This window comes from Plantibacter sp. ME-Dv--P-095, from assembly GCF_030209365.1.
Taxonomy (GTDB): Bacteria; Actinomycetota; Actinomycetes; order Actinomycetales; family Microbacteriaceae; genus Plantibacter.
In genome coordinates this window covers 443,528-465,902 of sequence record NZ_JARVSB010000004.1, presented here as the reverse complement: position 1 = coordinate 465,902, position 22,375 = coordinate 443,528, and the positions used below count along the sequence as shown (strand labels likewise).

The following is a 22,375-nucleotide window of genomic DNA, read 5'->3' as shown; positions in this document are numbered from 1 at the left end:
CTCCGAGGCTCAGGCTGGCGCGTCGCCGGTCGCGAGCGCCTTCGCTGCGGCTGCCGCGGCCGGCGTCTGGCTGACCTGCGGGTGGTGGCGCGCCAGCTGGAACACGCCCCAGACGGCGATCGCGCCGGCCACGACGAAGCCGAACCCGGCCCAGAGCGGGGCGTTGCTCGCCTCCCCCAACACGACGATGCCGATGCCCACGGCGATCATCGGGTCGATCACGGTGAGCCCGGCGATGACGAGGTCGGGCGGGCCTGAGGAGTACGCGGTCTGCACGAAGTACCCGCCGAGCGCACTGGCTGCGGCGAGGCCCAGCCCGCAGAGGACTGTGAGCCAGTCGAACTCGCCCTGCTGCAGGCGGCCGATGATGACCTTCGCGAGGGTCGCGACGAACCCGTAGAGCACACCGGTCCCGACGATGTAGAAGATGGCCGTGAAGCGGGTGCGGAACAGCACGAAGCCGAGACCGAAGGCGAGCAACACCACGCCCAGCATGACGAGGATCGTGATGAGTTCGGACTCCGTGATCCGATGCTCGCCGGTGAAGATCGCCGCGATGGTGACGAACAGTCCGACACCGCCGACGCAGGCGACGATCGCGACCACGGAGCGGCGGTTCAGCCGCACCCCGCTGATGCGGCTGTTGACGACCGCCGTGATCACGAGGGCGACCGCCCCGAGCGGTTGGACGAGCGTGATCGGTGCGAGCGACAGGCTCCCGAGCTGCAGCACGATCGCGAGCCCGAGCATGACGGTCCCGGTCACCCACGAGGGTCGGCCGAGGAGCGCGAGGAGCTGGACCAGGTTGAGACCGGAGGTGGCGTCGGTGCCGCTCGACGACTCGACCTTGGCGACGCCCCGGTGCTGGAGCTGCGCGCCGAGGGAGAGGAAGACGGCTCCCAAGAGGGCGAAGGGGATGCCGAGCAACTGGGAGGGGTTGCGGGTGAAGTCGTCCGCGAGGTCGGCGATGTCGATGGCGGAAGGGAACACGCGTCGAGGCTACCCCGTCGTTCCGCCGATCCCGGCGCGGCAGGCCGAGCCCAGCGGATAGGCTCGAGCAATGGCAATTCTCGAGATCTGCGTGACCGGCGACCCGGTTCTCCACACCGCCGCCCGCCCGGTCACCGCCGTGGACGGCGAGCTGCGCCAGCTCGTCTCCGACATGTACGAGACGATGGATCTGGCACCCGGGGTGGGGCTCGCCGCTCCGCAGGTCGGCGTGCCACTGCGGCTCTTCGTCTACAGCTACGAGGACGACGACGGCCTCCCCTGGCGTGGCGTGGCGATCAACCCGGTGCTCTGGATCAGTCCCCCACCGATCGGTGAACTCGACGAGGAGGAGGAATCGGAGGGGTGCCTCTCGGTTCCGGGCGAGCGCCACCCGCTCAGGCGGTCGGAGGCGGCGATGCTCATCGGCGCCGACCTGGAGGGCGAGCCGGTCGAGTTGCGCGTCGTCGGCTGGCGCGCACGCATCCTGCAGCATGAGTTCGACCACCTCAACGGGATCCTCTACGTCGACCGGCTGGAGCTGCCGCACTCGCGGCGTGCGGCGAAGGCCATCCGGAAGTCCGGTTGGGGCGTGCCCGGCATCACCTGGCTCCCGGGACGCGACGACCTCGAGGGCTAAGCGGGGTTCCTTCGGCGGTACGGGCTCTTCCCGGGGCCCGGCGCTTCCGACGACACCGCCCGGGCATGCAACGAGGCCCGAAGAGTGGAGTCTTCGGGCCTCGTTCTCAAGTGTACGGCGTCAGAGCGGATTCGTGAAACCGCCCACAACGACGCATCCCCCGGTCCTTCAGGACCGGGGGATGCAGTGCAGCTCCTCGAGTTGGACTCGAACCAACAACCTATCGATTAACAGTCGATTGCTCTGCCAATTGAGCTATCGAGGAATACGAGCTCCGACTGGCCGGGGATTCCGGCCCCTGCGTTGCAGCGCGTATCTACTGTAGCAAAGGATTCGTAGACTCCAAATCGACACGCGATCAATCGATGCCGACTGCCTCGGGAGTCTCGTACTGGGTCTCGGTGCCACCCGATTGGGCGAGCGCTGCGAGGAAATCATGCGGCGGATCGGCGAGCATGGCGTCGATCGGTCCGTAGCCCACCACCCGCGACTGGTGCAGCGCGAGCACATCGTCCGTGAGCTCCCGCAGCATGGCGAGGTCATGCGTCACGACGATGACGGTGCCGCCGTCCTGCCGGAAGCCGTTGAGCAACTCGGTCACCGTGTGTCGCACCGTGATGTCGATGCCGGCGGTGGGTTCGTCGGCGATGAAGAGTCGTGGGCCGAGCACGAGCGCCCGCGCGATCGCGATCCGCTGGCGCTGCCCGCCGCTCAGCTCGTACGGGTACTTGTCGAGGCTCGAGAGCGGCATCTGCACGGCGTCCAGGAGCGTCGCCACCCGAACGCCGAGTGCCTGCTCGCTGAACTTCTTGTCGCGCGCGAGGACGGGCTCGGAGATGAGTTCCGTGACGGTGAGCTCGGGCTTCAGATGAGCGCCCGCCTCCTGCTCGAGCAACGAGACCTCGAAGGTGAGCTTCGTGAGCTCACGGCGCCCGACCTTCCGCATCGACCGGCCGAGGGTCGTCGCATCACCACCGGAGACGAACGGGCGCGAGTCTCCACCGGTCAGGTGCCGACCGGAGAGGACCCGGAGCAGGGTGCTCTTCCCTGAACCCGAACTGCCGATCACCCCGAGGGACCCGCCGACGGGCAGTTCGAAGCTGATGCCGTCCAGTGCCCGATTGCTCGGGCTGACGCCATGGGCTGCGTAGTCGACGCTCAGATCACTCGTCCGGACAGCCGGTCCGTCCTGCTCTGGGTGCTTCATGAGACCTCTCCTGCCGGTGCACGGGGCGCCACCGGATCGCCATCGAGTGTATCCGGCCATCCCATCGCGTCCACGTGCCACGCTCGACGGCGGAACCCCGGGTCAGGCTTCGGCGCGCAACGCCCGACGTTCCGCCTCGACGGCCGCGAGCCGCCGGGTGATCTCCCGGTGGGCCTCGTCGCGCGGGTCGGTGCGTCGGAGCGAACCGAGCAGCGCGGCCTTCTGTCCGAGCAGATCGCGGTCGATCAGTGCCCGAGCGATGTCGCGGACGTAGCTCGGGAGTTTCTCCTCGTTCGTCTCCGGGAGCGGGGACACGCCGAGCTCGCGCACCAAGCCGTCGAAGCCGGGAGGGACCTGCGCGATGACCGTCTCGAGCCAGGCGTTCGAGCCGAGCTGGTCGAGACTCACGCTCATCGCATCGCGGACCACGACCAGGGAACTGTTGGCGACGGAGCTCTGCACGGCGCGTTCCAGCATGGGCCGTTCGAGGTGCTGGGGCAGCTGCAGGATGGCCCGGAGCGCGTCCTGTTCGAGGCGCGTCGACGGGTCTTTCGGGAGATCGGCGAGCGATGCCTGACGCTCACGCGGCGGCGCTGCAGCGGGATCGCCCGGACCCTGCTGCCTGGCGTCACGCGCCGACGACGAGGCGTTGCCGACCGCCCCTCGCACCGCTCGCGCCACCTCGTCGAGCTCCATGCCGAGCTGCTTCGCGAGCACGCGCGTGTACCCGGGCCGGAGCGAGGGGTCGCGGATGTCGGCGACGACCGGGGCGGCCGCACGGAGGGCACCGACGCGACCTTCGACCGTCTCGAGGTCGAACCCGGCGAGCGTCCGCCGGATGATGAACTCGAACATGGGCTCGCGTCCGTCGACGAGCTTACGGATGGCGCCGTCGCCACGATTGAGCCGGAGGTCGCACGGGTCCAGACCGTCCGCGGACACCGCGACGTACGTCTGCGCCGCGAACCGTTTCTCCTCACCGAACGCACGGATGGCCGCCTTCTGGCCCGCCTCGTCCGGATCGAAGGTGAAGATGACCTCGCCGGTCGCCGAGTCGTCTCCCATCACGCGTCGGATCATCTTGATGTGATCGACACCGAAGGAGGTCCCGCAGGTCGCCACCGCGGTCATCTCCCCTGCCAAGTGGCACGCCATCACATCGGTGTAGCCCTCGACGACGACCACGCGCTTGCCCCGGGAGATGTCGCGCTTGGCGAGGTCGAGCCCGTACAGGACCTGGGCCTTGTGGTAGATCGCGGTCTCGGGGGTGTTGAGGTACTTCGGGCCCTTGTCGTCCTCGCGCAGGCGCCGCGCGCCGAAGCCGAGCACCTGGCCGGTGGTGTCGCGGATGGGCCAGATCAACCGGCCACGGAACCGGTCGTAGGAGCCACGGTCGCCGCTCGACACGAGCCCGGCCGCGAGCATCTCCTCGTCGGTGAACCCGCGCGCGCGCATCGCCTTCATCAGGTGGTCCCAGCCGGCGGGAGCGAATCCGATGCCGAAGTGGTCGGCCGCCGCCGCGTCGAATCCGCGTTCGCCGAGGAACCGGCGCCCGAGGTCCGCATCGCCGTCGTGGAGCTGTTGCTGGAAGAACTCGGCCGCCGCCTGGTTGGCCGCGAACAGCCTGGCACGGTTGCCGTGGTCGACCTTGCCGCCGCCCTCCTCGTAGCTGAGTGGGTAGCCGATCCGTTGCGCGAGCCGCTCCACCGACTCCGCGAACGTCACGTGGTCCATCTTCTGCAGGAAGCTGTAGACGTCGCCGCTCTCACCGCAGCCGAAGCAGTGGTACAGGCCGACCGTCGGACGCACATGGAAGCTCGGGCTGCGCTCGTCGTGGAAGGGGCAGAGCCCTTTGAGCGACCCGACACCGGCGGACTTCAGGGAGACGTAGTCACCGACGACGTCGCCGATGTTCGTGCGGGCTTTGACCTCTTCAACATCGCTCTGTCGAATCCGTCCGGCCATGCTTCGATCCTAGTCTCGTGGGTCTCTCGTCCCTCCCTGACGGCGGTCTCCCGACGGAGGCGGTCACCCGGCAGGGTGGGGAGCGGGGTCAGGCGCCGGTGTGGCGCTCGTGCCAGGAGAGCGCGCTCTGGTCGGTCAGGCTCGCGATCTGGTCGACCACGACGCGTCGGCGCTCCTCGTCCGATCCGGCGGCACGCCAGTCGGCGGCGAACCCCACGTCCAGCGCGGACTCCCCCAGCGCATACACCGCGTCGGACAGCTCGACGAGGATCTCCCGCTGCCGCACGTAGAGCGGCTGACGAGAGTCGCTGTACATCACGAACGCCGCGACGATCCCCTTGAGCAGGGCGATCTCCGCCTGGATGCCGTGCGGCACCACCACGTCCGCGCCGAACCGCACGAGGCTGGCCTGCGGGAAGGCCTCCCGGGTCGCCGCCGTCGCCGCACCGGCGAACCGGCCGATCATCTGGCTGGTGAAGTTCTTCAGACGCCCCAGATCCCGCCGGGAGCCGTCCCACGCCGTGATCCAGGTGTGCGACGACTGCAGCCGGTCGAAGGCCGCTGCGAGGTCGTCGTGGGTGAAGTCGTCTCCCGCCCACGAGAGCGCGGTGGCGATGAGGCCGTCATGGCCTGCTCGCGCGTTCAGAAACGCCGGGTCGATGTACTCCCCCACGACGGCGTCCTCGAAGTCGTGCACGGAGTAGGCGATGTCGTCGGCGAGGTCCATGACCTGGGCCTCGACGCATCGGACCCGCTCGGGGGCTCCGGCACGCAACCATCGGAAGGCCGCCGAGTCCTCGTCGAAGAACCCGAATTTGGCGCGGCCACCCGGGTCCGGGATCGACTGCGCGGCCGGCCACGGGTACTTGCAGCTGGCGTCGAGGCTCGCCCGGGTCAGGTTCAGCCCGTACGGCTCCCCGTCGGGCCCGAAGACCTTCGACTCGAGGCGGGTGAGGATGCGCAGGGTCTGCGCGTTGCCCTCGAAGCCTCCGATGCCCGCCGACCAGTCGTTGAGCGCCCGCTCGCCGTTGTGGCCGAAGGGCGGATGGCCGAGGTCGTGCGCGAGGCACGCCGTGTCGACGACGTCCGGAGCGAGGTCGAGACTGGCGGCGAGCTCACGGCCGACCTGCGCCACCTCGAGGGAGTGCGTCAGACGGTTCCGAGCGAAGTCGACCCCGCTCGTCGGGCTGAGGACCTGGGTCTTCGCGGCGAGACGGCGGAGTGCGCTCGAGTGCAGCAGACGCGCCCGGTCGCGGGCGAAGTCGGAGCGTCGGGTGGAGTGGTGCTCAGGGAGCCAGCGCTCTTCGTCGTGCAGGGTGTAGCCGTCCTGGTCCATGGACGTTCTCCCCTGCGCGGTGGTGCTATCCGCCACTGTGGTCCAGTTCCGCGCCCGCGATCTCAGTCTGCTCGTCGGCACCGAGCGACTGTGAGTCGAGCCAGCCGTAAGGCAACGCCGGTCGTTTCGGCGTGCCGGCTCGTCCGCGCTGACCCTCGGCTGCGGCGCCCGGATATGGAGCCGTCCATTCGAGGGTCGCCAGGAGCTCGTCGAGCTGCTCGAGTGACTCCACCGTGGCGAGGCTGGCCCGCAGGTCGCCACCGACGGGGTAGCCCTTGAAGTACCACGCGACGTGCTTCCGGATGTCGCGGCACCCGCGTTCCTCGCTCTCGAAGAACTCGGCCAGCAGTTCGGCATGACGCCGGAACGCGGCAGCGACGTCGCCGAGGGACGGCTCCGCCTTCGTACCCTCGCCGGCGAACGCCGAGCTGAGGTCGCCGAAGAGCCAGGGGCGCCCGAGGCAGCCACGGCCCACGACGACGCCGTCGCAGCCGGTCTCGTCGACCATCCTGAGGGCGTCCTCGCCCGACCAGATGTCTCCGTTGCCGAGGACCGGCACCGAGGTGACCGTCTCCTTGAGCTTGGTGATCGCCGCCCAGTCGGCGTGTCCCGAGTAGAACTCGGCCGCCGTCCTGGCGTGCAGGGCGATCGAGGCGACACCGGCGCCCTCGGCGATCCGCCCGGCCTCGAGGTAGGTGAGGTGGTCGGAATCGATGCCCTTGCGCATCTTGATCGTCAGCGGGACGTCGCCGGCGGCGCGGACGGCGCCCTCGACGATGTCGCGGAACAGACCGGTCTTCCACGGCAACGCGGCGCCACCGCCCTTGCGGGTCACCTTCGGGACCGGGCAGCCGAAGTTGAGGTCGATGTGATCGGCCCGGTCCTCGGCGACGAGCATGGTGACGGCCTCGGCGACCGTCTTCGGGTCCACCCCGTACAACTGGATCGAGCGCAGCGTCTCGCTCTCGTGATGTTGGATGAGCCGCATCGTCTCGGGTGTGCGTTCGACGAGCGCACGGGAGGTGATCATCTCGCTCACGTACAAACCGGCGCCGTACTCACGGCAGAGGCGACGGAACGCGGTGTTGGTGATCCCGGCCATGGGCGCGAGCACGACGGGCGAGTCGAGCACGATGGGCCCGATCGCGAGGCTCGGGCGCTGCGGGAGCGTGGTAGGAAGAGACATCACCCTCGATTCTCCCAGATGATCGGCGCTTCGGCGCCCAGTGAGGACCACATGTCAGACGCCGCCACGCCAGCCGTTCCAGAACCCGTCGGCCGCGAACGCGTCGCGGCTGCGGCGGCCTCCCTCGGCATCGACGTCGAGCTGGTCCAGCGCCCGGCCGCGCGCAGTCTGCACGAGGCGGCGGAACTCCTCGGGATCGAGCCCGCCGAGATCGTCAAGACGATCGTCGTGAAGCGTCGCAGCGGCGACTACCTCTTCGCGCTCGTCCCCGGCGGGCGCAAGATCTCGTGGCCGCCCTTCCGCACCCTGCTGGGCGTCAACAAGCTCGCGATGCCCGACGCGGAGACGGCGTTCCGCGCGACCGGTTACGAGCGCGGCACGATCACCGTCCTCGGCGCGACGAGCGCACTGCCCGTGTACGCCGACGAACGGATCCTCCGCCGCGGCGGTCGCATCTCGATCGGTGCCGGCGAGCACGGCTGGAGCGCGTTCGTCGACGCAGCGGCCTATCTCGCCGCGATCGGGGCCGTCACGGCCGACCTCACGGAGCCGGAGGACCCTCAGTCCTGAGCCGCGGCACCCGTCGGGACGAGACAGCTGTCGCCCTCGCAGACGACGGCGTCCGCGCCGAGGATCCGCAGAGGCGGTCTGCTCGCCGTGCTCCGGGGGCGTTCGGCCGGCTCGGTCGGCGACGTCGTCTCCGACGTCATGCCTGCACCGGCTCGGCGTTCGCGCGTTCCGTCCAGACCTGCTCGAGCACCTGCGCGAACGCTGCGGGCTCCTGCGCACCCGAGACCCCGTACGCACCGTCGATGACGAAGAACGGGACACCCTGGATGCCGTAGCCCTGAGCGGTCGCCTGGTCCTCACGGACCGCCTGCGTGAACCGACCGGACTCGAGCGCCGACACGACGGCCTCACGATCGAGTCCCACCTCCGCGGCGAGGTCTGCGAGGTCCTCGACCCGTCCGACGTGGCGGCCCTCGGTGAAGTAGGCCTTGAGGAGGCGCTCGGTCATCTCCAGCTGCTTGCCCTCGGCCTTCGCGAAGTGGAGCAGCTCATGTGCCTTCACCGTGTTGGTGTGCTGGAGGATGCCGAAGTCGTAGGCGAGGCCGGTCTCGGCGGCGATGCCCGTCACGCGGTCGAGCATCTGCTGGACCTGATCGGCTGGCATGCCCTTGTGCTTCACGAGGAAGTCGATCTCCGTCCCGTCGAAGTCGACCGGGGTGTCGGGTGCGAGCTCGAAGGAGTGGTACTCGACCTCCACCTCGCGTCCGTCGCCGAGCTGCGCGAACTCCGCCGAACCGCGCTCGAACTTGCGCTTGCCGATGTAGCACCACGGGCACGCGATGTCGGACCAGATGTCGATCTTGATGGGTTCGCTCATGTCAGGGCCAACCACGGAGGAGCGCCGGTCATTCCCCCGCCGACTCGGCGGCGTCGGGGACGTCTCGTGCTCCCCCGAAGCGCCGATCGCGTCCGGCGTACCGCTCCACGGCGTCCCACAGCTGACGCCGACCGAAGTCGGGCCACAGGGTGTCGAGGAAGACCATCTCCGCGTAGGCGGACTGCCACAGCTGGAAGTTGCTCGTGCGCTGCTCTCCCGAACTCCGCACGAAGAGGTCGACGTCGGGGAGGTCGGGCAGGTACAGCCGGCTCTGGATGAGCCGTTCCGACACTGCGGACGGTTTGATCCGCCCAGCGGCCACGTCGTCGGCGATGGTGCGCACCGCGTCGACGATCTCGTTGCGCCCGCCGTAGTTGACGCACATGGTGAGGGTCAGGCGGTCGTTGTCGCGGGTGAGCTGCTCAGCCGTCTGCAGTTCCTTGATGACCGACGCCCAGAGGCGAGGCCGCCGGCCGGACCAGCGGACGCGGACGCCCCACTCGTTGAGCTGGTCGCGCCGGCGGTGCAGCACTTCTCGGTTGAACCCCATGAGGAAGCGGACCTCGTCGGGCGAACGCTTCCAGTTCTCGGTCGAGAACGCATAGACCGACAGATGCTTGATGCCGAGCTGCAGTGCACCGGCGACGACGTCCAGCAGCGCGGCTTCGCCCGCCTTGTGCCCCTCGACCCTGGTGAGCCCTCGTCGATTGGCCCAGCGGCCGTTGCCGTCCATGACGATGGCGACGTGCGCGGGGACCTCGCCCCGCTTGAACTCCGGCGGGTACTCCCCCGTCCAGTCGATCGGTTTGAAGGGCACCGCGTCGCGGTGGGTGTACGGCTTCGGGGTCACCCGCGGCTCCGATCCTGTTCGAGGTGCGCGAGCGACCGCAGCCCGCGCTCAAGATGCCATTGCGCGTAGGCCGCGGTGAACCCGCTCGCCCGCGAGGCCGTCTGTTCAGCCGCCGCCTCCGCGTACTCCCAGTCGCCCGACAGCAGGGCACCGAGGAGCGAGAGGGTCTCGGCGTCCAGGCGGGGACTGCCCGACGGCGCGCAGTCGTCGCAGACGACGCCGCCCAACTGCACGACCACGTGCGAGTAGTCGCCCTCCGTCCCGCAACGCGAGCAGGCGCCGAAGCTCGGTGCCCACCCCGCGAGCGAGAACGCACGCAAGAGGTACGAGTCGAGCGTGAGCCGCGGACCGTGCTCGTGCTTCGAGAGCGAGCGCAGCGCACCGACGAGGAGCAGGTACTGCTGCAGGGAGCCCTCCGACTCCGTCAGCCGGTCGGCCGTCTCGACCATCGCGCTCGCAGCGGTGTAGCTGCCGTAGTCGGCGCTGATCTCGGCCCCGTAGGAGCCGAGCGACTCGGCCTGGGTGATGGTGTCGAGGCTGCGGCCCTCGTAGAACTGGACGTCGGCGACCATGAACGGCTCCAGCCGCGAGCCGAACTTCGACCCGGTGCGGCGGACACCCTTGGCGACCGCCCGGATCTTGCCCCTGCTGCGTGAGAGCATGGTGACGATGCGATCGGCCTCGCCGAGCTTGTGGGTCCGCAACACCACCACTTCGTCTCGATATACCGGCACGCATCGATTATCCCGCCTCGCACCGACAACGTGCCCCGGGAACCGCCGTCCGGGACCGAAGGAGCGCCGCGAGAGATGCAACCGTGAACGAGGTCCTCTTCGTCGTCCCACTCTGGGTCGACCTCTCGGCGGTCGCGATCGGCGCCGTCCAGGGCGCGATGTTCGCGGCCAGGTTCCAGGATCGTCAGCTCGACTGGCTCGGCGTCGCGATCATCGGGGTCGTCGTCGGGCTCGGCGGCGGTCTCATCCGCGACATCCTGCTCGGGCAGGTTCCGGCATCGCTGCAGAACAACTGGTACCTCCCCGTCGCCTCGGGGGCGGCCCTGCTCGGCATGCTCCTCCTCCGGACGGTGACCCGGCTCGGACCGGTGATCATCGGCCTCGACGCCCTGACGATCGGCATGTTCGGGGCGATCGGCTCCACCAAGGCACTGGCGGCAGGGCTCCCCGTCATCCCGGCCATCTTCGTCGGCACCGTCTCGGCCGTCGGCGGCTCCGTGCTCCGGGACGTCATGCTGGGCGTCCCCGTGGCACTCATGCACGTGGGCTCCCTGTACGCCGTCGCCGCCGCGGTGGGGACGGCCCTGCTCGTCCTCGCCGTCACCTTCGGCGCTCCGCTCGGGATCGCGGCGATCGTCGGTGTCTCATCGACCGCGGTGATCCGGCTCCTGGCGGTGCGCTTCGGGTGGACGCTGCCCGAGCAGCGCCAGATCGGCGGATGGCGGATCTGGCGCCGCTCGACACGAGGCTGAGCGGGGCTCAGTCGACCGCGAGCGCGGCGACCGGGGCGATGCGGGTGGCCCGTCGTGAGGGAGCCACCGACGCCGCAGCGGTGAGCAGCGCGGCGAGCACCACGATCACGAGCACGATGCCCCACGGGATGACCGGCACGATCAGTCCCGGCGAGCCGTTGATCGCGCCGAACATCGACTGCGCCCCCGCCCACCCGTAGAAGGTGCCGAGCACGAGCCCGACGGCCACGGCGGCGATCGTCAGCTGCGCCGACTCGATCACGATCATCCGGCGGATCTGTCGAGCCGAGAACCCGAGCGCCCGCAGCAGCCCGAGTTCGCGGGTGCGCTGGAGCACGCTGAGGGACAGGTTGTTCACCATGCCGACGGCGGCGATGAGCGCACTCAGCCCGATGAGTGCGGAGAACACGCCGACGGTCGTCGCGACCACGGTCTGGGTCCCCTCATAGAGCTCCGGCTCCATCGCCTGCGCGTTCATGACGAGCTCCTGGAAGTTCGCCGCCGCGACGGCGAACATCGTCACGAGCGTGACACCGATCACGAGACCGATCGTGGTGCGTGAGCTGCGCTCCGGGTAGCGGACCGCGTTCTCGGCGGCGAGCCTGGCCGTCGCGGAACCCCCGAACAGCCGGCCGACGAGACGCAACGCCGGCGGCATCACGAGGTGCGCACCGAGGATGAGGCCGGAGAAGGACACGATCCCGCCGACGATGCCGATGAGCACCCCGAGCGGCGACACGAGCCCCACGCCCACCCCGGCGAGGAGGAGCAGGACACCGACGACGAACAGGCCGATCGCGACCGCGTTCCGAGCGGGTCGCGCGACGGTCTCCTCCCGGCTCAGCTCCTGGGATCCGCCGATCGCCTGCATGGGGGTGACCGACAGGACCCGACGAGCACCGATCCACGATGCGAGCCAGGTCGTCAGGACGACGGCGGCGACCGGGAGGAGGACCGCCGGCTCGGCGATCGGGTACTGCAGCTCCGGCAACACACCGGTGGCCACGCCGACGCGGACGAGGGCGAAGGCGGCGAGGAGGCCGACGACGAGGCCGGCCCCACCGCCGAGCAGACCGACGACGACGCCTTCCCGCGCGACGGCGCGGCGCTGGGACCTCGCGGTCGATCCGATGAGCCGGAGGAGCGCGATCGTCCTCGTCCGGCCGGCGACGATGGTCGCGAAGGTGTTGGCCGTGACGATCGCACCCACGTACACCGCGAGCGACACGAAGACGGCTGCGGCCAGCACGAGCATGATCACGACGGACCCGCTGGACCCCGTGACGTCGTCCGCGAGGATGAACGTCGACAGGATGCTGGTGACCATCAGCAGGAGGACCCCGAACGACGCGCTCAGCGTCGCCACGAGCAGGCTCGCCCGATGCTCACTCGCGCGCGGGCCGAGCGCCGAGCCGCTCACGCCGCACGCTCCATACCCAGCATCAGTGCGGAGATCTGCTCGGGTGTCGACCGCGGACGGTCCTCGACGACCTTGCCGTCGGCGAGGAACACGATCCGGTCCGCGTAGCTCGCGGCGATGGGGTCGTGGGTGACCATCGCGATGCTCTGCCCGTACTCCGTGCTCGCGGCTGCGAGGAGCGCCAACACGCTCCGGCCGGTGCGTGAGTCGAGGTTGCCGGTCGGCTCGTCGGCGAAGAGCAACTCGGGCCGCGTCGCCAGGGCACGCGCGATCGCGACCCGCTGCTGCTGGCCGCCCGAGAGCTCATGGGGTCGGTGCCCCAGCCGCGACGCGAGTCCGAGCGTGCTCACGAGCACGTCGATCCAGCTCTGCTCCTCGCTCGTCGGACGTCTGGCGTCGAGCTCGAACGGCAGCCGGATGTTCGCGGCGACGTCGAGGGTCGGAACGAGGTTGAACGCCTGGAAGACGAACCCCACCCGGCGCCGGCGCAGGATGGTGAGCTGCCCGTCGTCGAGGTCGGTGATGTCCTGGTCACCGAGCCGGACGCGGCCCTCGGTGGCCTGATCGAGGCCCGCCATGATGTGCATGAGCGTCGACTTCCCCGATCCACTCGGCCCCATGATGGCCGTGAACCGACCACGCTGGATCTCGAGGTCGACGCCGTCGAGCGCGACGACCTGATTGCCCGACGGGCCGTAGCTCTTGCGCAGACCGCGAACGCTGGCGACGACGGCTGGTTGTGCTGAATTGTCCATACTTCGACGCTATGGAGGGAGCCCCTTCGTCCGCGTCGTGCGCCCGAGCGATCCGCCTACATCGGACGGATGATCCTCGAACCCCGGCGGTGGAGCGGGCGACCGGTCAGACGAGCCCGTGCTCGAAGGCGAAGACGACGAGCTGCACGCGGTCACGCACTTCGAGCTTGCCGAAGATCCGGCTGATGTGGGTCTTCACCGTCGCCTCGCTGAGGAATTCCGCCGCCGCGATCTCCGAGTTGCTCAGCCCGCGCGCCGCGAGGAGGAAGATCTCCCGCTCCCGAGCGGTGAGTTCGGCGTAGCGCTGGGGTGCGACCGGCGGCGCGGGCGCCTGGCGGAAGTGCTCGAACAGCTCCCGCGTCGCGGACGCCGCGATGACCGCGTTCCCTGCATGCACCGTGCGGATCGCCGCGAGGAGGAACTCCGGTTCGGCGTCCTTCAGCACGAAACCGCTCGCCCCGGCCCGGATCGCCGTCGCGGCCGCCTCGTCGAGGTCGAAGGTGGTCAGCACGATGATGCGGGGGCGCTCCGTCCCGCGCGCGTCCGCTTCCGCCAGGATCGCCTTGGTCGCCTCGATACCGTCCATGACCGGCATCCGGACGTCCATGAGGATCACCTGCGGACGGGTGCGGGCAGCGAGCTCCACCGCCTGTCGTCCGTCGGACGCTTCACCGACGACCCGCAGGTCCGGCTGGGAGCCGATGAGCATGCGGATGCCGCCGCGGAACAGGGCCTGGTCGTCCACCAGCGCGATGGTGATCGCCTCCGCCGCCGCGTTGCCGTGTGGATCGGTCATCTCGTCACTCCTGCCGTCGTGAACGGGATCGATGCGTACACGGTGAAGAGACCGTCCACCAGGGTCGTCCCGAACCTGCCGCCTGCCAGCGTAGCGCGCTCGTTCATCCCGGCGAGTCCGTGACCGGTTCCGGGCTTGGGCGGTTCCGACTTCGCGCGGTTGACGATCCACACCTGCAGCTCCAGGCCGGTCCAGTCGAGGTGGACGTCGATCGGAGCGCGGTGGTCGCCGTGGCGGAGGGCGTTCGTGAGCGCCTCCTGGATGATCCGGTAGACCGCGAGCTGCGACCCGGTCGCCACCGGCCGCTCCGCTCCGTGGTTCTCGACCACGACGTCGACGCCAGCCCCGCGCAGCTGCTCGTACAGGCGGTCGAGGTCGGCCATGACCGGCTGCGGACCCTCACTCTGCTGGAACCGCAACTGCCCGAGCAGCACCCGCACGTCGGCCAGGGCCTCCCGGGAGATGCTCGAGATCGTCCGGAGCGCCTGGTCCGCCGAATCGGGGTCGGCGGCCAGGGCGTATCTGGCTCCGTCGGCCTGTGCGATCACGACCGCCAGCGAGTGCGCGACGACGTCGTGCATGTCGCGGGCGATGCGGTTGCGCTCCTGTTCGACGGCGACGTCGCGTTCGGCCAGCAACTGCGCCTGGCGACTGTCCCTGGCTCGGCGCCAGGTCCGCATGAGGACACCGGCCGTCCACGCGAGCCCGAAGAACGCCGCGAACGCGAGGAACATGAAGAGCCCGATCGTCACCTTCGCGATCGGGGTCAGGTCGGTCGCCAGTCCGAAGGAGTTGATCTCGGCGTTCACGCCCGTCGTCCAGCTCGGGACGACGATCACGTAGACCACGATGAGCGCAGCCCCGAGGAAGGCGGAGGCGAAGGAGAGCCATCGTGCGACTTTCCCGCCGTACGTCGCGGCGGCGTACAACACCACGGGGATCGCGAAGTTCGCGGGGTCCGGCGCGAGGAGCAGCAGCATCTGCACGAGGGCCGTCACCCAGGCGATGGCGAGCGAGATCCCCGGGGCGAGCCGGCGCACGGCGAGGGCGGCGCACATGCCGAGGAGCACGATCACGTACTGCTGCGGCCTCGTCGCGTACAACAGGAACGTGAGGATGAACAGCACGGACGGCAGTGCGATGTCGACGGCCAGTTGGCCGGGCCGGAGCGTGCGGAGCATCCTCCAACCGTACGACCTGCCCACCGGAGGGCCTGCACCCACGGCGCAAGATCATCCTCCGGGTGTACGTCCAGAGAACGCCGCTGCGCCGGGTCTTCCCGAAGGAGGACCCGGCGCAGCGGGAGACGTCAGATGGCCGCCAGCTCCCGAGCCTCGACACCGGACCGCACGGCGCGGTTGACCGCCGACACGACGGCCTTCAACGATGCGGTCGCGATGTCACCGTCGATACCGACGCCCCAGAGTCGCTGATCGTTCACCTGCAGCTCCACGTACGCGGCGGCCTCGGCGTCACCACCGGCGCTCAGCGTGTGCTCGACGTAGTCGTAGAGCGTGACCTCGATGCCGCGGTCGGAGAGCATGTTGAGGAACGCCGCGATCGGACCGTTCCCGGTCGACGTGCGCTCCTCCACGGCCTCGCCGTCGCGGAGGGCGACCTCGAGCACCACGGTGCCCGCGAGGTCGCTCGACGTCTTGGTGGACTGCAGTTCGAACCGGCCCCACTTCGCATCGGCTGCAGCCGCCGGGAGGTACTCGTCCTGGAAGACCGCCCAGATCTGGCCGCTCGTCACCTCGCCGCCCTCGGCGTCGGTCTTGGCCTGCACGACTCCGGAGAACTCGATCTGCAGTCGACGCGGGAGGTCCAGTGCGTGGTCGTTCTTCAGCAGGTAGGCGACGCCGCCCTTGCCGGACTGCGAGTTGACGCGGATGACCGCTTCGTAGCTGCGACCCAGGTCCTGCGGGTCGACGGGGAGGTACGGGACCGCCCACTCCAGGTCGGAGACGTCCTTGCCCTGCGACGCCGCTTCGACAGACATCGCCTCGAAGCCCTTCTTGATCGCGTCCTGGTGCGAGCCGCTGAACGCCGTGAAGACCAGGTCTCCCGCCCAGGGGCTCCGTTCGTGCACCGGCAGCTGGTTGCAGTGCTCGGCGGTCCGCTTGACCTGGTCGATGTCGCTGAAGTCGATCTGCGGGTCGACACCCTGGGTGAACAGGTTGATGCCGAGTGCGACGAGGTCGACGTTGCCGGTCCGCTCGCCGTTCCCGAAGAGGCAACCCTCGATGCGGTCGGCACCCGCCTGGTAGCCGAGCTCGGCAGCGGCGATCGCCGTACCGCGGTCGTTGTGCGGGTGCAACGAGATGATGATGTTCTCGCGATTGGCGAGGTTGCGGCTCATCCATTCGATCGAATCCGCGTAGACGTTCGGCGTGGCCATCTCGACGGTGGCCGGGAGGTTGATGATGACCTTGCGGTCCGGCGTCGCTTCGAGCACCTCGACCACCTGGTTGCAGATGTCGACGGCGAACTCGAGCTCGGTCCCCGTGTAGCTCTCCGGCGAGTACTCGTAGTAGATCTCCGTCCCTGGGACGGTGGACTCCATCTCCCTGCACTTCCGGGCCCCGTGCAGGGCGAGGTCGATGATGCCCTGCTTGTCGCTCCGGAACACCACGTCCCGCTGCAGGACGCTGGTCGAGTTGTAGAGGTGCACGATCGCCTGCTTCGCGCCGTGCAGCGACTCGTAGGTGCGCTCGATGAGGTGGTCGCGCGCCTGGGTCAGCACCTGGATGGTGACGTCCTCGGGGATCGCGCCCTCTTCGATGAGGCTGCGCACGAAGTCGAAGTCGGTCTGGCTCGCGCTCGGGAACCCGACCTCGATCTCCTTGTAGCCCATCTTCACCAGGAGGTCGAACATGATGCGCTTCCGTTCGGGGCTCATGGGGTCGATGAGCGCCTGGTTGCCGTCACGCAGGTCGACGGCGCACCAGCGCGGCGCCTCGGTGATTCGGCGGTCCGGCCAGGTGCGGTCGGGCAGTGACACGGCGAACTGGTCCTGGTAGGCGCGGTAGCGATGGACCGGCATGCCTGAAGGCTTCTGGGTGTTCTTCATGATCCTGGGATCTCCTCGTGGGATTGGGGGTGAGCCAATGACGAACTCCGCGACGAGGGAGGCCTGGAACTAGGACTCGTCGCGGCAGCTAAGGAGGAGCAGACCGGTGAACACGTCGCCAGCATAGCACTGACCCACGGGTCCGTCCGAGTGCCCTCAGCCGAGGCCGAACCGCGACGCGACCGCCGGCAGCGCCCGTTGGAGGACCGTGTGGACGGTGTGCCAGTCGTGCGCGGTCCCCTGCGACACGAAGGTGGTCGTCCGCATACCGGCGGCGGCTGCGGCCGCCTGGATCCGTTCGACGCCAGGCCCGTAGCGCGCATCGGCGCTGCCGTACCCGAAGATCGCGACGGTGTCCGCGTAGGGGGCCCGCTCGGCCATGATCGCGGACGGGGCCGCAGCGGCGTAGGCCGCCTCCGACCCGCGGAACCCTTTCGCGACCGTGGCCGGACCGATGGTGGGGACCACCTCTCCGGAGATGTCGAGGATGCCGCCGAAGCGCTCGGGATGAGCGGCGCCGAGCTGGATGGAACAGGTGCCGCCCTGCGAGAAGCCGGCGATGAACCAGTCCGTCCGAGCGGAGGAGACGGGGAGGTGCGCCGTGATCCACGCCGGGACGTCGACGGTGAGATAGCTCGCCGAGTTCCCGAGCGGGCCGTCGACGCACATCGGGTTGGCGTCCGGTGCCCCGAGCTGGTCCGGCACCACCACGATCGGCGCCAGACCGTGGTGGGATGCCGCGAACCGGTCGAGGAGACCCGCGAATCCGGCCGACGCGAACAGGTCGGCCGGCTGGCCCGGCTGACCGCTGAACGCCTCGATCACGGGCAGCGCCGGCGGGTGGGCGGTCAGCGCAGCGGGCGGCAGGTAGACCAGTGCCTCCCGGTGTCGGAACCCGGACGTCGTGGCCGGGATGTCGACCCGCTCGACGCGGCCGGCGGCGGGGAGGGCGCTCGGAGCACGCCAGTCCGCGGTCGTCCCGCGCGCCGCAGCCACCGAGGTGAACGCCCCGTAGGGACTGATCCCGAGCGCCGCCCGCACGGTCGGGAACTGACCGAAGTCCTGGTTGATCCCGAGGGCACCGATGAGCAGGAACACCGGCACCGCGACGACGGCCGTGACGACGCGCCAGGCTCTGGCCCGCGGGATGCTGACGATCGCGAGTGCGGCACCGGCGCAGGCGACGGCCGCCCACGCCCGCGTCGTCGGGGTCAGCCCGATCCCGAAGACGTCGAGGACGTCACCGAGGACCCAGGCGAGCACGTACGCGAAGACGGCGCCGCACACCGCCGCGAGCACCTTGGTGATCACGGAACGGACGGATCGACGGCCGGTGATCAGGATCACGGCGATCAGCGCGGCGACGATCGCCGCCCAGACGAGCAGCACCGGCTGATCCAGCCGGAATCCCAGCAATCCGTCGAACACGTGGACACCCTCTCCCGACCCCGGGATCAGTATGTCCGCGCGCAGCGCCGGACGCCCTGCGCGATCGCTGTCCCACAGCAAGCGCTCAGTCCGTGCTCAACCATCTGTCAGCTAGCCGACACCGCGGGTCAGAATCCGAGGCGTCCCAACAGTTTCGGATCGCGCTGCCAGTCCTTCGCGACCTTCACGCGGATCGAGAGGAACACCCGTGACCCCACGAGCGGTTCGATGCCGGCCCGGGCGCGAGCGCCGACGTCGCGCAGGCGCGAGCCGCCCTTGCCGATGATGATGGCCTTCTGGCTGTCCCGCTCCACGAACACGTTGGCGTAGATGTCGAGCAGGTCGGTGCCCTCACGCGGGATCATGTCGTCGATGGTCACCGCGAGCGAGTGCGGCAGCTCGTCCTGGACACCCTCGAGGGCGGCCTCACGGATGAGCTCGGACACCCGGTCGACGACGGTCTCGTCGGTCGTCGCCTCCGCGGGGTAGAGGCGCTCCGAGAGCGGCATGAGCTTCGTCACCTCGGTGACCAGGATGTCGAGCTGGTCGTCCGTCACGGCTGACAGCGGGATGACCGCGTCCCAGTCGCGGAGCTCGGAGATCGCGAGCAGCTGCTCGGCGATCGTGGTGCGGCTCGCGGTGTCGGTCTTCGTGACGATCGCGACCTTCTTCGCCCGCGGGAAGCCGTCGAGCGACTCGTTGATGAAGCGGTCGCCGGGACCGAGCTTCTCGTTGGCCGGGATGCAGAAGCCGATCACGTCGACGTCCGAGAGCGTCGACTGCACGAGATCGTTGAGCCGCTGTCCGAGCAGCGTCCGCGGGCGGTGGATGCCCGGGGTGTCGACGACGATGAGCTGACCGTGCTCGCGGTGCACGACGCCGCGGATGGCGCGTCGAGTGGTCTGGGGCTTCGAACTCGTGATCGCGACCTTCTCCCCCACGAGGGCGTTGGTCAACGTGGACTTGCCGACGTTGGGACGCCCGACGAAGGACACGAACCCCGCGCGGAAGTCGGACGGAGGGGTGGTGTCGCTCATGGGTGCTCCCGGTGTTCGGTGGACGCCTGCTGGGCGTCCTGCAGCTGGTCGTCGCGCTGGACGATGACGGTGAGGATGCGTCCCCGCCGCCCCTCGACCCGCTCGGCGGTGAGTTCGAGTCCGTTGGTCGAGACGGTGGATCCGACGACGGGCAGACGTCCGAGCGCCTTGGCCAGCAGACCACCGACGGAGTCGACGTCGTCGTCGTCGAGTTCGAGACCGAACAACTCCCCCAGCTCGTCGACGGCGAGACGGGCGTCGACCCGGAACCGACCGTCGTGGAGGTCGGTGACCTCGGGGGTGTCGGTGTCGTACTCGTCGGAGATGTCGCCGACGAGCTCCTCGATGAGGTCTTCGAGCGTGACGAGACCGGAGATGCCGCCGTACTCGTCGACGACCATCGCGATGTGGTTCGAGTCCTTCTGCATCTGCTGCAGCAGCGAGTCGGCCTTCTTCGACTCCGGGACGAAGCTCGCCGGCCGCAGCAGCGGCTCGATCGATCCGACCTCGGCCGCGCCCTCGCCGCCGAACATGGCCTTCACGAGGTCCTTCAGGTACAGGATGCCGACCAGGTCGTCGATGTCGCCGTCGCTCACCGGTGCCCGCGAGATGCCCGTCTCCAGGAACACCTCGAGCGCCTCACGGACACTGAGGTCGCGTTGCAGGCCGACGAGGTCGGTGCGCGGCACCATCACCTCCCGGACGAGCGTCTCGTTGAACTCGAAGATCGAGTGGATGAGCTCGCGGTCGTCCTCCTCGAGGACCGAGTGCGCCGTCGCCTCGTCGACCATGCTGAGCAGCTGCTCCTCGGAGGTGAAGGAGACCGAGCGTGGGAGGCCGGGAGTGACCCGGTTGCCCAGGGAGACCAGGACGTTGGCGATCGGCCCGAGGACGACCCGGGCGGTGCGGATCGCAGGGGCGCTGAACCGCAGCACCCCGCTGGCGTGGGTCCGCCCGACCCCTCGCGGGCTCGCGCCGACGAGGACGAAGGAGGTGCCCGTCATGATGATGACGGCCAGGACGAGGACCAGCCACAGTTCATCGATCGAGGAGGCGAGCGCGAGCGTCACGAGGACGGCCGCGGTCGTCTCCGCGAGGATCCGGATGAAGTTGATGGCATTGACGTGCGCGCCGGGGTCCGCGGCGATCGCCCGGAGCGCCGACGCCGAGCGCGCGCCCTCGGCGAGGTCGAGGATGTCGGCGCCCGATTGGACGCCGATCGCCGCGTCGGCCGCGGCCATGAGACCGGCGAAGGCGACGAGGAGGAACGCGACGATGACGAAGACGGCGACGAGGGACATCAGCTGGTGCGTCGTCTCTCCTGCAGCGCGAAGGCGAGGAGGATGTCGCGCTGGATGCCGAACATCTCCTTCTCCTCGTCGGGCTCGGCGTGGTCGTAGCCGAGCAGGTGCAGGACGCCGTGGCAGGTCAGGAGCTGGAGCTCCTCCATCGTGGAGTGCTTCGCGGCGGTCGCCTGCGTCTCGGCGACCTGCGGGCAGAGGACGATGTCGCCCAGGAGTCCGGGTGGTGTCGGGTTCTCCTCCGTCCCAGGGCGCAGCTCGTCCATGGGGAAGCTCAGGACGTCCGTCGGGCCGGGCTCGTCCATCCACTGGACGTGCAGCTGTTCCATGGCGCCCTCGTCGACGAGGACGATGGCGAGCTCGGCGTCGGGGCTGACATGCATGGCGTCGAGCGCGAAGGACGCGAGTGCCAGGATCCGCGACTCGTCGACCGCCACGCCTGATTCGTTGTTGATCTCGATGGTCATGAACGTCCTCGTTTCGGCTGGTGGTCTCGCGCTGACCCACGACGCTCCGCGCGGTTGGCGAACTCGGCCGCCTGCTCGCGTTCGAAGCGCTGTGCCTGGCGGACGGCGTCGTACTCGCCGTAGGCGTCGACGATGCGACCGACGAGCGTGTGACGGACGACGTCGTCGCTCGTCAGGTTGGCGAAGTGGATGTCGTCGATGTCCTTCAGGACCCGGGTGACGAGACGGAGTCCCGATGCACCCGTCGGGAGGTCGATCTGCGTGACGTCGCCGGTGACGACGATCTTGGAACCGAACCCGAGCCGCGTGAGGAACATCTTCATCTGCTCCGGCGTGGTGTTCTGCGCCTCGTCGAGGACGATGAAGGAGTCGTTCAGGGTGCGTCCGCGCATGTAGGCGAGCGGAGCGACCTCGATCGTGCCGGCCGCGAGCAGCTTCGGGACGATCTCGGGATCCATCATCTCGTTGAGCGCGTCGTAGAGCGGACGGAGGTACGGGTCGATCTTGTCCGTGAGGGTGCCGGGCAGGTAACCGAGCCGTTCGCCGGCTTCGACCGCCGGGCGCGTCAGGATGATCCGGTTGACCTCCTTGCGCTGGAGCGCCTGGACCGCCTTCGCCATGGCGAGGTACGTCTTGCCGGTGCCGGCCGGACCGATGCCGAAGACGATCGTGTTCTCGTCGATGGCGTCCACATAGGCTCGCTGACCGACGGTCTTCGGTTTGATCGTCTTGCCACGGGAGGTCAGGATCACCTGGCCGAGGACCTCGGACGGCGAGGCCGTGCCGTCCTGGCCGAGGATCCGGGCCGAGGTGCTGACCTCCGCCGGGCCAGGGTCGTGTCCTTCTCGGACCATGGTGATGAGTTCCTCTACGAGTCGTCTGGCCGCATCGGCTTGCGCCGAGGGGCCGGTGATGGTGATCTCGTTCCCGCGCACGTGCACGGAGACGCCGGGGTGTTCGCGCTCGACGGTGGTGAGCAGGCGATCCTGCGGCCCGAGCAGCCGGACCATCGCGATGCCGTCGACATGGAGCACATGCTCCACGTCCTCCTCCCGTC

21 protein-coding genes and 1 tRNA gene are annotated in these 22,375 nt (G+C 69.2%); 3 read left to right on the top strand and 19 right to left on the bottom strand.

Annotated elements, in window-relative coordinates; genetic code table 11:
• Nucleotides 1–9: 9 nt before the first annotated feature.
• Nucleotides 10–990 (bottom strand): DMT family transporter, encoded by a 981-nt coding sequence (locus tag QRN26_RS07330; protein WP_285036049.1) that lies wholly within the window; start codon nucleotides 988–990, stop codon nucleotides 10–12.
• Nucleotides 991–1,060: 70 nt separating this feature from the next.
• Here QRN26_RS07330 and def point away from each other — a divergent pair, with 70 nt between their 5' ends.
• A complete protein-coding gene (gene def, locus QRN26_RS07325) occupies nucleotides 1,061–1,627 on the top strand; it encodes a peptide deformylase (protein ID WP_285036048.1) in 567 nt (188 codons plus the stop codon).
• Nucleotides 1,628–1,819: 192 nt separating this feature from the next.
• Here def and QRN26_RS07320 read toward each other — a convergent pair.
• The 5 genes from QRN26_RS07320 to dusB all read right to left on the bottom strand — a co-directional run bounded on the left by QRN26_RS07320 (nucleotide 1,820) and on the right by dusB (nucleotide 7,321).
• Nucleotides 1,820–1,892: transfer RNA gene (locus tag QRN26_RS07320), tRNA-Asn, on the bottom strand.
• A 93-nt stretch (nucleotides 1,893–1,985) separates the two neighbouring features.
• Nucleotides 1,986–2,834 (bottom strand): ATP-binding cassette domain-containing protein, encoded by an 849-nt coding sequence (locus QRN26_RS07315; protein WP_056777873.1) that lies wholly within the window; start codon nucleotides 2,832–2,834, stop codon nucleotides 1,986–1,988.
• A gap of 102 nt (nucleotides 2,835–2,936) precedes the next feature.
• Entirely contained in the window at nucleotides 2,937–4,799 is a 1,863-nt protein-coding gene (dnaG, locus tag QRN26_RS07310; protein WP_056006475.1) for a DNA primase, read from the bottom strand.
• A gap of 88 nt (nucleotides 4,800–4,887) precedes the next feature.
• The gene (locus QRN26_RS07305) at nucleotides 4,888–6,135 is read right to left on the bottom strand and encodes a deoxyguanosinetriphosphate triphosphohydrolase (RefSeq protein WP_082455798.1); all 1,248 of its coding nucleotides are present in this window, start codon (nucleotides 6,133–6,135) and stop codon (nucleotides 4,888–4,890) included.
• 25 nt (nucleotides 6,136–6,160) lie between these two features.
• Nucleotides 6,161–7,321: a tRNA dihydrouridine synthase DusB gene (gene dusB, locus QRN26_RS07300; protein ID WP_056777875.1), complete on the bottom strand. Its 1,161-nt coding sequence runs from the start codon at nucleotides 7,319–7,321 to the stop codon at nucleotides 6,161–6,163.
• Nucleotides 7,322–7,372: 51 nt separating this feature from the next.
• Here dusB and QRN26_RS07295 point away from each other — a divergent pair, with 51 nt between their 5' ends.
• Entirely contained in the window at nucleotides 7,373–7,891 is a 519-nt protein-coding gene (locus QRN26_RS07295) for an aminoacyl-tRNA deacylase (protein ID WP_285036045.1), read from the top strand.
• 136 nt (nucleotides 7,892–8,027) lie between these two features.
• Here the strand turns inward: QRN26_RS07295 and QRN26_RS07290 are convergent, their stop codons facing one another.
• Genes QRN26_RS07290 through recO form a run of 3 tightly spaced genes read right to left on the bottom strand, consistent with a single transcriptional unit; the run spans nucleotide 8,028 to nucleotide 10,292 of the window.
• Entirely contained in the window at nucleotides 8,028–8,708 is a 681-nt protein-coding gene (locus QRN26_RS07290; protein WP_056006484.1) for a DsbA family oxidoreductase, read from the bottom strand.
• 28 nt (nucleotides 8,709–8,736) lie between these two features.
• Nucleotides 8,737–9,558 (bottom strand): isoprenyl transferase, encoded by an 822-nt coding sequence (locus tag QRN26_RS07285; RefSeq protein WP_056006487.1) that lies wholly within the window; start codon nucleotides 9,556–9,558, stop codon nucleotides 8,737–8,739.
• Nucleotides 9,555–10,292: a DNA repair protein RecO gene (gene recO, locus QRN26_RS07280; RefSeq protein WP_285036044.1), complete on the bottom strand. Its 738-nt coding sequence runs from the start codon at nucleotides 10,290–10,292 to the stop codon at nucleotides 9,555–9,557. Before recO ends, QRN26_RS07285 begins: the two co-directional genes overlap by 4 nt.
• An 83-nt stretch (nucleotides 10,293–10,375) precedes the next feature.
• On the opposite strand from recO, the gene QRN26_RS07275 reads away from it, so the two are divergent.
• Entirely contained in the window at nucleotides 10,376–11,044 is a 669-nt protein-coding gene (locus tag QRN26_RS07275; protein WP_056006494.1) for a trimeric intracellular cation channel family protein, read from the top strand.
• A 7-nt stretch (nucleotides 11,045–11,051) separates the two neighbouring features.
• Here the strand turns inward: QRN26_RS07275 and QRN26_RS07270 are convergent, their stop codons facing one another.
• The 10 genes from QRN26_RS07270 to QRN26_RS07225 all read right to left on the bottom strand — a co-directional run bounded on the left by QRN26_RS07270 (nucleotide 11,052) and on the right by QRN26_RS07225 (nucleotide 22,328).
• On the bottom strand, nucleotides 11,052–12,464 hold the full coding sequence (locus QRN26_RS07270) for an ABC transporter permease (RefSeq protein ID WP_285036043.1): 1,413 nt from the start codon (nucleotides 12,462–12,464) through the stop codon (nucleotides 11,052–11,054).
• A complete protein-coding gene (locus tag QRN26_RS07265) occupies nucleotides 12,461–13,219 on the bottom strand; it encodes an ABC transporter ATP-binding protein (protein WP_285036042.1) in 759 nt (252 codons plus the stop codon). The genes QRN26_RS07270 and QRN26_RS07265 overlap by 4 nt, the downstream gene beginning before the upstream one ends.
• Before the next feature lie 106 nt (nucleotides 13,220–13,325).
• Nucleotides 13,326–14,015, bottom strand: a complete 690-nt coding sequence (locus QRN26_RS07260) for a response regulator (RefSeq protein ID WP_056006502.1) — start codon at nucleotides 14,013–14,015, stop codon at nucleotides 13,326–13,328.
• Nucleotides 14,012–15,196: an ATP-binding protein gene (locus QRN26_RS07255; protein WP_285036040.1), complete on the bottom strand. Its 1,185-nt coding sequence runs from the start codon at nucleotides 15,194–15,196 to the stop codon at nucleotides 14,012–14,014. Before QRN26_RS07255 ends, QRN26_RS07260 begins: the two co-directional genes overlap by 4 nt.
• A 128-nt stretch (nucleotides 15,197–15,324) precedes the next feature.
• Nucleotides 15,325–17,085 carry a 2-isopropylmalate synthase gene (gene leuA, locus QRN26_RS07250; RefSeq protein ID WP_056006507.1) on the bottom strand — a complete coding sequence of 587 codons (1,761 nt, stop codon included), beginning with the start codon at nucleotides 17,083–17,085 and terminating at the stop codon, nucleotides 15,325–15,327.
• Nucleotides 17,086–17,241: 156 nt separating this feature from the next.
• Nucleotides 17,242–18,513: an alpha/beta hydrolase gene (locus QRN26_RS07245; protein ID WP_285036038.1), complete on the bottom strand. Its 1,272-nt coding sequence runs from the start codon at nucleotides 18,511–18,513 to the stop codon at nucleotides 17,242–17,244.
• A gap of 128 nt (nucleotides 18,514–18,641) precedes the next feature.
• Nucleotides 18,642–19,550 carry a GTPase Era gene (gene era, locus QRN26_RS07240; RefSeq protein ID WP_056006509.1) on the bottom strand — a complete coding sequence of 303 codons (909 nt, stop codon included), beginning with the start codon at nucleotides 19,548–19,550 and terminating at the stop codon, nucleotides 18,642–18,644.
• The gene (locus QRN26_RS07235) at nucleotides 19,547–20,851 is read right to left on the bottom strand and encodes a hemolysin family protein (protein ID WP_056006513.1); all 1,305 of its coding nucleotides are present in this window, start codon (nucleotides 20,849–20,851) and stop codon (nucleotides 19,547–19,549) included. Before QRN26_RS07235 ends, era begins: the two co-directional genes overlap by 4 nt.
• The gene (gene ybeY / locus QRN26_RS07230; RefSeq protein WP_056006516.1) at nucleotides 20,851–21,318 is read right to left on the bottom strand and encodes an rRNA maturation RNase YbeY; all 468 of its coding nucleotides are present in this window, start codon (nucleotides 21,316–21,318) and stop codon (nucleotides 20,851–20,853) included. Before ybeY ends, QRN26_RS07235 begins: the two co-directional genes overlap by 1 nt.
• Entirely contained in the window at nucleotides 21,315–22,328 is a 1,014-nt protein-coding gene (locus tag QRN26_RS07225; RefSeq protein ID WP_082498636.1) for a PhoH family protein, read from the bottom strand. The genes ybeY and QRN26_RS07225 overlap by 4 nt, the downstream gene beginning before the upstream one ends.
• Nucleotides 22,329–22,375 lie beyond the last annotated feature (47 nt).

Bases quoted from the DNA above. Each gene is read 5' to 3' on its own strand.
- era (WP_056006509.1), bottom strand. From the start codon at position 19,550: ATGAGCGACACCACCCCTCCGTCCGACTTCCGCGCGGGGTTCGTGTCC.
- dusB (WP_056777875.1), bottom strand. From the start codon at position 7,321: ATGTCTCTTCCTACCACGCTCCCGCAGCGCCCGAGCCTCGCGATCGGG.
- QRN26_RS07305 (WP_082455798.1), bottom strand. From the start codon at position 6,135: ATGGACCAGGACGGCTACACCCTGCACGACGAAGAGCGCTGGCTCCCT.
- def (WP_285036048.1), top strand. From the start codon at position 1,061: ATGGCAATTCTCGAGATCTGCGTGACCGGCGACCCGGTTCTCCACACC.
- QRN26_RS07225 (WP_082498636.1), bottom strand. From the start codon at position 22,328: ATGGTCCGGCTGCTCGGGCCGCAGGATCGCCTGCTCACCACCGTCGAG.
- QRN26_RS07255 (WP_285036040.1), bottom strand. From the start codon at position 15,196: ATGCTCCGCACGCTCCGGCCCGGCCAACTGGCCGTCGACATCGCACTG.
- QRN26_RS07260 (WP_056006502.1), bottom strand. From the start codon at position 14,015: ATGACCGATCCACACGGCAACGCGGCGGCGGAGGCGATCACCATCGCG.
- QRN26_RS07315 (WP_056777873.1), bottom strand. From the start codon at position 2,834: ATGAAGCACCCAGAGCAGGACGGACCGGCTGTCCGGACGAGTGATCTG.
- QRN26_RS07290 (WP_056006484.1), bottom strand. From the start codon at position 8,708: ATGAGCGAACCCATCAAGATCGACATCTGGTCCGACATCGCGTGCCCG.
- QRN26_RS07235 (WP_056006513.1), bottom strand. From the start codon at position 20,851: ATGTCCCTCGTCGCCGTCTTCGTCATCGTCGCGTTCCTCCTCGTCGCC.
- dnaG (WP_056006475.1), bottom strand. From the start codon at position 4,799: ATGGCCGGACGGATTCGACAGAGCGATGTTGAAGAGGTCAAAGCCCGC.
- QRN26_RS07295 (WP_285036045.1), top strand. From the start codon at position 7,373: ATGTCAGACGCCGCCACGCCAGCCGTTCCAGAACCCGTCGGCCGCGAA.
- leuA (WP_056006507.1), bottom strand. From the start codon at position 17,085: ATGAAGAACACCCAGAAGCCTTCAGGCATGCCGGTCCATCGCTACCGC.
- ybeY (WP_056006516.1), bottom strand. From the start codon at position 21,318: ATGACCATCGAGATCAACAACGAATCAGGCGTGGCGGTCGACGAGTCG.
- QRN26_RS07265 (WP_285036042.1), bottom strand. From the start codon at position 13,219: ATGGACAATTCAGCACAACCAGCCGTCGTCGCCAGCGTTCGCGGTCTG.